Origin of the sequence: Tunturiibacter lichenicola (assembly GCF_051013355.1) — a bacterium.
GTDB classification, from domain to species: domain Bacteria; phylum Acidobacteriota; class Terriglobia; order Terriglobales; family Acidobacteriaceae; genus Edaphobacter; species Edaphobacter lichenicola_F.
On record NZ_CP132944.1, the window covers coordinates 5,072,820 to 5,085,054 of the forward strand.

Sequence of the window (12,235 nt, forward strand, 5' to 3'; positions counted from 1 at the left end):
TACAGCCGGAGAAGGCATCTACCAGCAGCATTGAAATCTAGACGAAGGGAAAACGAGGAAACATGAAATCTTTATGGATTGTGCTTGGCGTTGTAGCTCTTCTCATCGTCGTTCTGCTTTTTGTTGGGGGCAGCTACATCGGCGCGAAGAACACGCTGGTGCAGAAGAATGAGGCTGTCAATCAGGCCTTCTCACAGGTCAATGTCGTGCAGCAGCGAAGACTTGACCTCATCCCGAACCTTGTAGCTTCGGTGAAGGGTTACGTCGCCGAAGAATCGACGATCTTGACGAATATCGCCAATGCACGTGCTGGCGTCCTTGCTGCTGGAGGCGACCATGCCAGCAACATCAATGCCAACGCCAAACTGGATGTTGCTCTTGGGCCGTTCTTTCGCCTTCAAGAGCAGTATCCCAATCTGAAGGGCAACGAGCAGTTCATCCGCCTGACCGACGAACTGGCAGGGACGGAAAATCGCATTGCCGTTGAACGTCAGCGTTACAACAAGACGCTTCAGGACTACAACACCTACGTGCAGCAGTTCCCCAACAGCATCTGGGCCAACATGGCAGGCTTTCACTACAGGGACGAGTACTTCAAGGGCAATCCAGAGAACGGTGTGGCGCCGAAGGTAGACTTCTCGAAGTAGGCGAAGCGAACTGGCGTGGCCCAATAGAAAGGCCGTCGCATTTAGCGACGGCCTTTTACGTGGAGAAAAAAGTTGCTTACTTGGTGAAGGAAGAGATTGCGGTTGCTTCGTCATCCTTTACGTCGAAGACAGTGTAGAGCTTAGTGATCTGCAGCAGGTCATGGACCTTCTTGGTCAGATTCAGCAGCTTCAACTCACCGCCGCTATTTTTGACGGTGGTGAAGGCGCTGACCAGCTCTCCGATGCCTGAGCTGTCGATGTAGCTGATGTCGCCCAGGTTAAGCAGAATCTTATTGGAACCCTTCGCTAGCACGTCACGTACGGCGTCGCGAATAGTTACACTGCCCTCGCCTAGGGTAATGCGGCCGCTGAGATCCAGAATGGTAATACCGTCCACCTGGCGAGTTTTTACTTTCATGCTCATGTGTCGTTTCTCCTTAGGTCCCCGACTGCGCGGGTTTTCGATGCTTTATGAGAGTCAGTTCTGTGCCCGGATGTAACTGCCGAAAGTTTACCTCATCCATGAAGGCCCTGATGAGAAAGATACCGCGACCGGAGCCGCGGAGGATGTTTTCTGGGGCCAGGGGGTCAGGAATCTTGTCCGGATCGAGCCCCTGTCCCTGATCTGAGATGCGGATAATCAGGTCATCGGAGGTCGTCTCGAACGAAGCCAAAACATGCTTGTTCGTATCGTACGAATTGCCATGCAAGACCGCGTTGACCGCCGCCTCACGGACCGCCATGGCGATGTGAGGAACGGTGTCCTCGTCGAATCCGGCCCTTTCGGCCCATTGCTCGGCGGTTAGCTCGATCTTATTAACGCTGTCGAGAGACGAGTCCAATGTGTAACTGACGCGCATAGTCGTTGAGTCGGCCAAAGCTGTCCTTGTAATGCTGATATGCCCGTCGTCAACGTCAGACAACAGCGATGATGGCAGTTTGCTTGTGGATTTCTGGAATGTCAAGGTGGCGTGCGTCTTCTTTCCCGGAAGCCTGCTCTTTTTCGACCCTCAAAGTTGATGAAGCTGGATCGTCCGATGCCTATCGGCGGTAAAAGGTGGGCTAACATGCGAGGTAGTAGGTAAAGTTGATTTGAGCACCGCGAGATGCGGTTCTGCGGCCGATTATGACGAAGCATTCTAATCAACGGACAAGCGTCTCTGCCCTCCTTGGGGCAGCGGTCGTGGACGCCAGTGGGAACGCCTTCGGCCATATTCGCGAGTTCGCGGTGTCCCCGTCCGTTGCCCCTGCGCACATTCACGGCATGGTCCTGAAGGGAGCCTCGGCCAAACGCGGCGACCGCCCTTCTTTCGTCCTGATTACCGATCTGCAGCTTACTTCCTCTGGTGCGATGCAGCTCCGCGAGTCTGCCCGGCCCGGCTCCCTCCCGAACGATGACAGCTATCTGCTGCTGGAGCGGGACTTGCTCGACCAGCAGATCATCGATGTCGATGGACACAAGGTGGTCCGCGTCAACGACGTGGACCTGGTCTGGGAGAACTGCCAGGAAGACGGACCCGACCTTTCACTTCGCATCGCTGAGGTAGAAGTGGGCATGCGTGGGGCTGTACGACGTCTTCTGAAGGGATTGCCATCAACCTCAGTCGATCGAATCGCCTGCCGCTTCAGCGCCAGTGTCATTCCATGGGACTTTGTGGACCTGATCGACCGCGACCCGGCTCGTCGAGTCAAATTGAAGATAGAGCAGGATCGCCTTTCGAAGATGCACCCCTCTGATATCGCCGACATCCTCGAGGAGCTGGCGCCTGCGGAACGCCATGCGCTTTTCATCTCACTCGACGAGGAGGTCGCTGCCGAGGCGCTCGAGGAGGTGAAGCCGAAGATGCAGCAGTCGCTCATTGAATCGCTCGATTCGGAGCAGATTGCGGGCATCGTTGAAGAGATGGATCCAGGTGCCGCAGCGGATCTCCTCTCCGAACTCACTGACGAGCGCTCCGAAGCCATCCTGGAAGAGATGGATCCGGAGGAGCGTCAAGAGGTTGAGGACCTGCTCGAATTTTCGGGAGACTCCGCCGCCGGTCGCATGACCACCGAATACGTCGCGCTGCGAGCCAATGCCCTTGTTGATCAGGCTATAACGGCGTTGCGCGACTTCGAAGGCGATATCGAGACCATTACTGACATCTACCTGCTCGACGAAGAGGAGAAGATTACCGCGCTCATTCCGCTGGTGCAGTTACTTCTTGCGAGCGCCGGTACGCCACTAGCTGATCTGCCGAAGGGCCACATCGTTACTTGCAACGTCGATGCGAATGGACGCAAAGTGGCCGAGCTTTTCGATAAATACAACCTGCGTTCGCTACCCGTGGTCGATCACGACAAGCATCTGGCCGGCGTAATCCACGCCGAACAGGTGATAGCCCTTCTTCGGAAGAACCACTAGTGTGAAGCTGTAAGTGCATCGGCGAACAGTAGAAAATACAAAGGAAACGTAGTACCGCATGAAGATTCTGTACGCTACCGGCCTCTCCCCGAACGACACCTCGCTTTATCGCCTTTGGGCATTGGAGCGTCTGGGACATCATGTCATCCCGTTCAACGCCTTCGACTACGAATCTCGCAATCCCTTCATCCGTAAGATCGCTCATCGGCTTGCTGCTGGCCGCGGGGTCGATAACCTAAATCGCGACCTCATAAGAATTGCCAAAGCTGAAAAACCCGATCTTTTGTGGACCGACAAACTCCTCTGGATGCGTCCCAAAACCCTCGACCGCATGCGCGACCTAGGCATTGCCACGGTGAGCTACATGATCGACAACCCCTTCGGCACCCGGCAGGACCCGGGGTGGCGTCTATACATGAAGGGTATCCCCCACTATGACCTTCACGTCGTCCAACGCGACAAAAATATTCTCGACTACCGCGAACGTGGTGCGCGTGACGTCATCAAGATTCAGACGGCGTACGAACCGACTTTGCAATTTCCGCCACCGGAAAGCTGGTCCGATGCCGACTGCAACCGTGAGGTATCTTTCATAGGAACGCCCTACGACGATCGCGCGCAGACCCTCACCCGGTTATGGCGCGAGTGTGGTTTTGCTGTAGTGATCTCCGGCAGTCCGCGACAGTGGAAACGCGCGATGGAGCCAGATGCTTTCAAAGCCATTTTTTCCGGCGGAGAACTCTTCCGCGACGAATATCGCGAAGGTATCTGGAGATCCAAGATCAATCTGAGCTTCATCACTCACTCCAACTGTGACGAATTTGTGCACAAAAGTTTCGAGATAGCCGGGTGTGGCGGCTTCCTAATGGCAGAGCGTTCCGAAGGCCATATGCAGCGTTTCAAGGAGGACGAAGAGGCCGTCTTCTTCTCGTCTTTCGATGAGCTAAGCGAGAAGATTCGCCGCTACCTTCCAGACGAGGCTGCTCGCAGACGCATCGCTGCGGCTGGCTGCCGTCGAGCCGCTCGCGATGGCTATCACAACGATAGGCAGGTGCAGCTCATAGTCGAGCGCGCAGTGTCGATACTTTCAAAATTCGAAAGATCCCGTTCGTCCACGCCGACGGCGCACGCAGGCAGTCGGTGATTCACGATCTTTTACACGATAGCTACCCTACTGGACTCGTTGCTGACATCTGCATCGTCGGCGCAGGCGCGGTTGGCATCACTCTCGCCGTGGAGTCCGCCCGCCAAGGCAGGAAAGTTTTGCTTCTCGAGGGCGGCGGGGCACTTCGCGAAGAATCCTCGCAGCAGATCTACGATAGCGAGATCGTCGGCCTTCCTCATCGAGGCATTCATACCGGAAGGATACGTGTAAAGGGAGGCACAACCGTTCGTTGGGGAGGCCAGATCCTTGAGCTAGACGCTCTCGACTTCACTCCACGGGCAGGCATCGCTGAGAGCGGCTGGCCATTCCCCAAGTCCACACTGACACCGTTCTACGAACGCGCTCTTGCGCTTGAGGGCCTTACCAAAGTCGAACGAAGCGACGCCGCAGTCTGGCGTGACTTAGGCCTACCTTTTACGCAGTTTGACGAACTCGAATCCTATCTCTCACGCTGGTGTCCCGAGCCAAACTTCGCTCGTTTGCACCACAAAACACTCTCTGAACATCCGAACCTTCACCTCTGGCTCCACGCAAGTGCAGTCGAGCTGATGAGCGAGGGAGATGCTGTCACTGGGATACGCTGCCGCACGCTCACAGGTGACGAGCACATCTTTCGTGCTCTTCACTATGTTTTTGCGTTGGGGGGAATTGAAAGCGCACGATTCTTTCTTCAGCCGCGGGACGGAGGCCATCCCTGGAATCGCTCCGGTCTCGTTGGAAAGCACTTTCAGGACCACATCGACTGCAACGCAGCCGGTGTTGAGCCGCTTGATCATGCAGTCTTCCACGACACGTTCGATCCCATCGTTGCCCACGGCTTCAAATACCTACCGAAGCTTCGTCTGTTCCCGCATGAGCAGGCTGCACGGGGCACCCTCAACATCGGCTCGACCATGGCTTTTGAGGACACAGGAAAGGCCAGGGGACAGGCCAAATCGACCATCCGCAACTTGATGCGCGGTCGCTTCAGCGATATCACTCGCGAGAACGTTCGACACACAGCCAAACACCTGCCAATGCTCGCCCACCAGGCATGGCGCTACAAGATGAAGAGCCGCGCCTACAGCCCCCGTGAGGTTCGCATCTTCCTCCGCGTTCACTGTGAGCAAGAGCCAACGTCGTGTAGCAGCATCACATTGACCGACCAGCGGGATGCTCTAGGCTTGTTGCGTGTCCGGTTCGATTGGCGGATATCGGAGAGGGAATTGGAGACCATTCGCCAGTACGTTGTGGTAGCTCAACGAGCGCTCGCAGGAGTTGCGCGCATTGTGCCTAACGAAGACCTGATGTCCGGCAGCTCCGCGTTCCTTGCCCGCTGCGACGACAGCAACCATCACATGGGCGGGATGCGGATGTCCGAGACCGACGCTACCGGAGTTGTCGACACCAATCTTCGTCTTCATGGCATCACAAACACTTACATCTGCAGCTCTGCCGTATTCCCCTGTTCCGGCTTTTCGAACCCGACTCATACTCTTCTTGCCCTCGCCCTTCGACTCAGCGATCACCTCAGTTAGTCTCAACACGGAACATATCTGGAGCGCAGATGGAGCAGATCGTACTCGGAGATACGGGCCGCCTCACCACCAGGCTTGGCTTTGGATGCTCTAGCTTAATGGGAGCAGCCAGCCGCCGTTCCTCGCTCGCTGTTCTGGATTCTGCCTATGATGCCGGCATCCGCCACTTCGATGTTGCCCCCCTGTACGGCTATGGAGAGGCAGAAGGCTGTCTGGGGGAGTTCCTACAGCGTCACCGTGGCGAAATTACTGTCACCACCAAGTACGGCATACCTCCTGCAAAAAGGGCATCTCTTATCTCGGTCGGCCGTCGTGTCGTTGGCCCCGTTGTCAGAGCGTTTCCCGGCCTCAAACAACGGTTGGCGTCCGCCGCGAACGTCGCCACCCGCAACACCGAAAAAGCCAGCTTCACCCCTGAGCAAGCGAAGGCCTCTCTCGACCGCAGCCTTACGACTCTTCGTACCGATCACATCGATGTGTGGCTCCTCCACGAAGCCTCAGCCGCGGATCTACAGGACGACTCGCTCCTTAGCCTGCTTGAAGAAGAAGTAAAAAGAGGAACGATAGGCACGTTCGGCATCGGAAGCGAAGGTTCCAAAGTAGCTGCTCTAGTCGCGGAACATCCTGGCTACTGCCGCACACTGCAGTACGAGTGGTCAGTCCTCAACCCAACAATCGAAGCTACTGCGCCCTCTGCGTCAACGCGGTTCCGCATACACCATCGCGCTCTCACGAACAACTTTCGGGCTCTTCATCGTGCTCTCATCCATAAGAAACAGCTGTGCAAGTCATGGTCTTCATCGATAGACCACGATCTCAGCAACGCCGAAGAACTCGCGCGGCTTATGCTGAAGGCCTCTCTGGTCCTGAATCCCGCCAGTGTCATCCTCTTCTCCTCGAAGAACGCTCAGCACATCCGATCCAATGCAGAAGTGGCGGACGACCGATCTCTTGAGGAACCCGCCAGACAACTCCACAAGCTGATTCAGGCCGACAGTAATCAACTGCTGATGAACATCGCAGGAACAAATTAGGCCGAATACCGCTCGATACGAGTGCTTCCGGCAACGAAAGCAAAAGATGAGTTAGCCTGATAGGGGCGAGCCGACCGAGTTCTCCCATCCAGCACACAAGGATAAGAAATGAGCCCCTGGCGAACCTGGAGAACCCGCCTCATCCTGATCTTTGCCGTGCTCGGCCCTGGCTTCATCACGGCCAATGTCGACAACGACGCCGGTGGCATTCTTACCTACTCGGCTGCCGGGGCGCAGTTCGGCTACACCCTGCTTTGGACGATGATTCCCATCACGATTGCGCTCATCGTCGTGCAGGAGATGTGTGCTCGCATGGGCGTCGTCACTGGCAAAGGCCTCAGCGACCTCATCCGTGAAGAGTTTGGCCTGCGCATCACCTTCGTCATCATGATTCTGCTCATCGCCGTCAACTTTACCAACGTGGTGACGGAGTTCTCGGGAATCGCCGGCAGTATGCAACTCTTCCACATCCCCAAATACGCGAGCGTCCCGGTGTGCGCTTTTATCGTATGGGTGCTGGTCGTAAAGGGTGATTACAAAAGCGTCGAAAAAATCTTTCTCGTAGCCAGCGTCTTCTATATCGCCTACATCATCACCGGTGTGCTCAGCGGCCCGGATTGGCATCTCGCCCTCGTCGAGACGATCAAGCTGCCTCCGCGCAGCGTCTGGTCCGACAAGGACTACGTCTACACCACCGTTGCCGTTATCGGCACCACCATTACGCCCTGGATGCAGTTTTACCTGCAGTCCTCGATTGTCGAGAAGGGAGTCAGCGTCAAGAAGTACAAAACCTCACGCCTCGACGTGATCATAGGCTCGATCTTCACTGATATCGTCGCCTGGTTCATCGTAGTTGCTTGTGCCGCGACACTCTATACCCACGGCATCCGCCACATCACTGATCCGTCTGACGCTGCCGGGGCAATGAAGCCTCTTGCCGGCCAATACGCCTTCATCCTCTTTGCAGCTGGCCTCTTCAACGCATCGCTCTTCGCCGCGTCTATTCTGCCGCTCTCGACGGCGTACACCGCCTGCGAAGGCCTCGGCTTCGAGAGCGGCCTCGACAAGAGTTTTCGCGAAGCCAAGTTCTTCTACTGGCTCTACAGTCTTCTGTTGTTTGCAGGCGCAGCCGTAGTCCTGATCCCTAACTTCCCGCTGGTCAAGTTCAGCATCCTCTCGCAGGTGCTCAACGGTGTGCTCCTGCCGCTTGTCCTGATCTTCATGCTGAAGCTCATCAACAAGCACGAACTGATGGGCAAATACACCAACAACCGCTGGCTGAACGCCATTGCCTGGACGACAGCAATCATCGTCACCGCGCTGTCCCTGATACTGGTCTGGAATACGCTACACGGTTAGCCCACCACAGCTCCGCGCGCGCGGTGCATCCTTTGAGCTAGAGCAGCTTGCCCTCTGACAAATCTCGAATAAGACCCAGGTCTGCTGCCAGAAAGTCATATCCGGGCAACTCTGTCAACGCCGCCCATCGCACGTCGTTGAAGATTCGATTCTCCAACTGCCCGCTAAACTCCCGCACCACGAAAAATTGTAGATCGATTACGCCGCCATTCCTATACTTGTGACGCACTCGCGCCACCCGCCGCCCAATCACAGCGGTTATCCCCAACTCCTCGTTCAACTCCCGAGCCAAGGCGTCCTCGGAGGTCTCTCCGGCCTCGATTTTCCCACCAGGGAACTCCCACTTCAGGCTCATGGGCTGGTCGGGTTTCCGTTGACAGATCAGCACTTCCACCCGGGCGGCGCCACTTTCGTCCATAGCCTCGCGCAGAATCAGCGCAGCAACGACCAACCGAAGGGGCTTTTGCACGACCGGCTCAAAACGTTCGTCGAGTTTGCGAATGGGCTCTCTCACCTGTCCTACAGATTAGACGACGTTGCAGCCCAAAAGCTTCTATTCACTTTACTTAGGGGTTTGTGCCGACGCCGGATAGTAAACCGGCCAGCCCTTTTGCACGCTCCGCTCCGCCAATGCGGGCGTAGGGTTCACTGGAAACGCCTGCCGCGCAATCTCAAGCATCGCCGCATCGTGGACTGAATTTCCAAATACAGCATCAGCTGTAGTTACCCCCTCTCGTGCCAATGCAGCCACTTTGCCGCCGTCTGTGGGGACGTCTCGGATCACATCCGTCACCACTCCGTCTTTCACCAGCACAGAGGCTGCCAGAACTCGCTCTGGCGGAATCCCAAACCGCTTCACACCCTCTTCAATGACCCAGTTATTGGTAGAACTCACTGCCCAGATGTCCACGCCTTTTTTGCGAAGCTCATCCACCAGCTCCTTCATTTCGGGAAAGATGTTGTGCTCAACCTGGCTCGCAAAGAACGTTTTTGCTGCACGCCGCATCTCATCCTCGCGCAGCCGCTGATACATCTGCACCATCTCGCCGCAGATCGCGACTTCGGACACGTCGCCCTTCAAATACCCCCGATACCGCGCATCGATCCAGTCGGTTGCCTCACGCGACACCAGACCGGTCTCGACTGTCCATCGCATAAACCCAGATCCGGCGTCTCCGGACCACAATGTTCCATCGCAATCGAATACAGCCACTGAAGGCGACAACGAGTAGACCGCTGAATGAAACTCCGATGTGCTCAAACGAACCACTGACACAAGATTGTTCACGATGGGGCTCTACTTTTCTGCGGTCTCTCCCGCTAACGACAAAGAAACGCTCAGTTGATGTTGGCTCTGATTCTACTACTCGTCGCCGTCAAAAGACGTAGCTCCGGGTCGCGCAGAATTCGTTAAATTCCCTTGAAAATAAGCTCGCGGGAGTCATCTTGCTAGATCGGCGGCAGCCCCTCTACCACCGATACTCCGGCAGGAGGAATGAACGCAAAGTCTGCATCTTTCACAGGCACATTCTCCTGCATCTGCGAGAACGAAAACTCCGTGACGGCCCCGTCCGTCTCCTCCAACCGCATCTGTTCGATGGCGCCTGCCGCAGTAACGCCGAGCGACAGCGACTTCACCCTCTGCGCCATACCCTTTGGTACGCCCGAGATGCGAAACCCCGTCCCATCTGTCACAACCATGAGGCTATCGAGCTCTTTCTTCAGTTGCGTATGTCCAAGCAGAAAACGGAGTGGCGATCGTAAATCGTCCAACTGCTTCGCCGGCACCCGCGTTGCCTGCGCATCTCCCGGCGTATAAAACCACGCAAACTTCCCGTCCAGCACAAACACCTTGCCAACGGGCGTAGCGTAGCTCCACCGCATCCTTCCGGGCTTTTTCAGCAGGAGCGTCCCTTCCTCCGCCCGGTTCATCCCCATCCCGGAATAGCGTTCCGCGTAATGAGCGCGCAGGGAATTCAGATGGTTGTAGTGATCGTCGACCTTTCGCACCAGGGCGTCGTTATCTTGCGCCCGAGCAACAGACGAACAGCAAACTGAGACGAACAGGGCTACTTTCGCCAGCATTACTGAATCGCAAGGGTGCAGTTGGTTCCACCCGCCGGATCATAACGAATGGTATTGTTTTCGTCCGTGCAGAAGCCGCGGTCGCCTGTCTTCCCAATCGCGTTCGGCACCGCCGTGATCTCATAGGATGTGTACATATCCTGATTGTTCACCGTGACCTTGGTGCAGTTGGTGATCGCGAAGGTATAGCCGGCTTTCTGCCCTGTCGAAAGATCCGGAGTAATGAGTTGAGCCGACTGTGCAGAAGGCGCCCCCGACTTAGGATCTCCACCCAGCGTCGGCAGCGAACACGAGAACCCATTTGCCGGGAACGCCGAGTTGTACTGAAGCTCTGCCTGGCCAATCGTTCGAAGCGACTGGATAGCCGACGTCTCGTTCGCCTGTTTCCGTAGCTTCAAGAGTTGCGGCACAGCCAGCGTCATCAAGATGAGCATTACCGACATTACGATCAGCAGTTCAATCAGGGTGAAGCCTTGTTCTGTCTCTCGCTCCGCGCGCAACCGGTCCAGTGCATTCATGGTCTTCATCATTCCTCAACAATCCGATATCGTTACACCGAACAAAACTCTATCAGCAGATTGACTCAGCAGGCTAAATCTTCTCGTTCGACCTTCATCGTCCCAAGATTTCCCAGCAGCGTCAATGCCATCGTCTCCGGCTTGAAGAGCTCCTGTGCCAACTCCTGCACATCGGCCGTCGTCACCGCTTCAATCTCCTGCATGATCTCGTCAACGCCAAAGAAACGACCGAAGTACATCTGCTGCCGCGCCAGGTTCGCCATCCGGCTACCGGAGCTCTCGAGTCCGATCACCATATTGCTCTTCAGCTGGTCCTTGGCTCGCTTCAACTCCACGTCGCTGACCGTCTCTTCCTTGAGACGCCGCAACTCCTGCAGGGTAAGCTGCAAGACCTTCTGCGTTTTGTCCACCGAGGTGCCAGCGTAGATACATAGCGATCCGGTATCCCGAAAAGGATTCATCTCGGAGTAGATCGAGTAAGCCAAGCCTTGGTCCTCGCGGATGGTCTGAAACAGGCGCGAGCTCATACCGCCGCCGAGCATCGTGTTCAGCATGTACACCACATACCGCCGTGAGTCGTTCACCGGAGGAGCCGGCATACCGAGGCAGAACTGTACCTGCTCGAGCGACTTCTTCCGCTTCAACGTGATGTGTGGCGTCGCTACTGGCGCGGGTATCTTCGGCGCCACACCCGCACCACTGGCGGCCAAGGACCCAAACTCCCGCTCCACCCGGGCAACGAACTCATCATGCTCCAGATTTCCGGCGGCCGAGAAGACCATGTTCTGCGGAGTAAACTGCCCGGCATAGAAGTTCAACAGGGTTTGCTGATCGAAGCTGGAGACCGTCTTCGCAGTCCCCAGGATCGGACGCCCGAGAGCGTCACCCTTCCAGAAGTTTTGCGTCCACACCTCGTGGACCAGGTAGTCGGGGTTGTCCTCGTCCATCTTGATCTCTTCGAGGATGACACCCTTCTCACGGTCAACGTCGTCCGGCGCGAAGGTCGGATGCAACACCAGGTCCGACAGCACATCCATCGCCGGGGGCACATTCTCATCCAGGACCTTGATATTGAAGCAGACCGTCTCCTTCCCGGTAAACGCGTCCAGGTTGCCCCCGATCGTGTCCACTTCACGGGCAATCTGCTGGGCGGATCGCGAGGTAGTGCCCTTGAACACCATGTGCTCGACAAAGTGCGAGATCCCGTTAACCTCGGCTGTCTCATCCCGAGATCCGGATCCGATCCAAGCCCCCATCGAGACACTCCGCACATGAGGCATACTCTCGGTCAGTACCAACAGGCCGTTCGATAAGACAGTCTTTCGGATGTTGCGGGATGCGTTCTTCGTTACGGCTACTTCGTCAATCAGGGTTGCGGACATGATGCTCCTTCAACCTCCATTCTTTCACAAAGAGGCCAAGCGCCGGATTGGCAGCCAAACCTCGGAGTAGACTGGAATAGGCCAGGAAACCGAGGCACCAACCTCCTATGTTGAACGAAACAAA

The 12,235-nt window shown here is 56.3% G+C and carries 13 protein-coding genes; 6 read left to right on the forward strand and 7 right to left on the reverse strand.

Annotation, left to right across the window (positions count from 1 at the left end; all coding sequences use genetic code 11):
- The first annotated feature begins 62 nt into the window (after positions 1–62).
- Positions 63–647, forward strand: coding sequence for a LemA family protein (locus RBB82_RS21300; RefSeq protein ID WP_433972740.1), 585 nt, complete (start codon positions 63–65; stop codon positions 645–647).
- A 76-nt stretch (positions 648–723) separates the two neighbouring features.
- Here the strand turns inward: RBB82_RS21300 and RBB82_RS21305 are convergent, their stop codons facing one another.
- Positions 724–1,071: an STAS domain-containing protein gene (locus RBB82_RS21305; protein WP_158945525.1), complete on the reverse strand. Its 348-nt coding sequence runs from the start codon at positions 1,069–1,071 to the stop codon at positions 724–726.
- Between the two features lie 13 nt (positions 1,072–1,084).
- Positions 1,085–1,525, reverse strand: a complete 441-nt coding sequence (locus RBB82_RS21310; RefSeq protein WP_260738962.1) for an ATP-binding protein — start codon at positions 1,523–1,525, stop codon at positions 1,085–1,087.
- A gap of 248 nt (positions 1,526–1,773) precedes the next feature.
- Between RBB82_RS21310 and RBB82_RS21315 the strand changes: the two genes are divergently transcribed.
- The 5 genes from RBB82_RS21315 to RBB82_RS21335 all read left to right on the forward strand — a co-directional run bounded on the left by RBB82_RS21315 (position 1,774) and on the right by RBB82_RS21335 (position 8,126).
- Entirely contained in the window at positions 1,774–3,051 is a 1,278-nt protein-coding gene (locus RBB82_RS21315; RefSeq protein ID WP_433972741.1) for a magnesium transporter MgtE N-terminal domain-containing protein, read from the forward strand.
- A gap of 58 nt (positions 3,052–3,109) precedes the next feature.
- Complete coding sequence (locus tag RBB82_RS21320; RefSeq protein WP_433972742.1) at positions 3,110–4,195, forward strand: CgeB family protein; 1,086 nt, start codon at positions 3,110–3,112, stop codon at positions 4,193–4,195.
- On the forward strand, positions 4,192–5,733 hold the full coding sequence (locus RBB82_RS21325) for a GMC oxidoreductase (protein ID WP_433972743.1): 1,542 nt from the start codon (positions 4,192–4,194) through the stop codon (positions 5,731–5,733). Before RBB82_RS21320 ends, RBB82_RS21325 begins: the two co-directional genes overlap by 4 nt.
- Positions 5,734–5,762: 29 nt before the next feature.
- Entirely contained in the window at positions 5,763–6,767 is a 1,005-nt protein-coding gene (locus RBB82_RS21330) for an aldo/keto reductase (RefSeq protein ID WP_433972744.1), read from the forward strand.
- A 108-nt stretch (positions 6,768–6,875) separates the two neighbouring features.
- Positions 6,876–8,126: an Nramp family divalent metal transporter gene (locus RBB82_RS21335; RefSeq protein WP_433972745.1), complete on the forward strand. Its 1,251-nt coding sequence runs from the start codon at positions 6,876–6,878 to the stop codon at positions 8,124–8,126.
- Between the two features lie 37 nt (positions 8,127–8,163).
- On the opposite strand, the gene RBB82_RS21340 is transcribed toward RBB82_RS21335, so the two are convergent.
- The 5 genes from RBB82_RS21340 to RBB82_RS21360 form a co-directional block, all read right to left on the reverse strand.
- Positions 8,164–8,640 (reverse strand): (deoxy)nucleoside triphosphate pyrophosphohydrolase, encoded by a 477-nt coding sequence (locus RBB82_RS21340; RefSeq protein WP_433972746.1) that lies wholly within the window; start codon positions 8,638–8,640, stop codon positions 8,164–8,166.
- 48 nt (positions 8,641–8,688) lie between these two features.
- Positions 8,689–9,414 (reverse strand): HAD family hydrolase, encoded by a 726-nt coding sequence (locus RBB82_RS21345; protein WP_433972747.1) that lies wholly within the window; start codon positions 9,412–9,414, stop codon positions 8,689–8,691.
- A gap of 161 nt (positions 9,415–9,575) precedes the next feature.
- Entirely contained in the window at positions 9,576–10,211 is a 636-nt protein-coding gene (gene lolA / locus RBB82_RS21350) for an outer membrane lipoprotein chaperone LolA (protein ID WP_433972748.1), read from the reverse strand.
- Positions 10,211–10,741, reverse strand: coding sequence for a type II secretion system protein (locus tag RBB82_RS21355; protein ID WP_433972749.1), 531 nt, complete (start codon positions 10,739–10,741; stop codon positions 10,211–10,213). Before RBB82_RS21355 ends, lolA begins: the two co-directional genes overlap by 1 nt.
- A 53-nt stretch (positions 10,742–10,794) precedes the next feature.
- Entirely contained in the window at positions 10,795–12,111 is a 1,317-nt protein-coding gene (locus RBB82_RS21360) for a M16 family metallopeptidase (RefSeq protein ID WP_433972750.1), read from the reverse strand.
- Positions 12,112–12,235 lie beyond the last annotated feature (124 nt).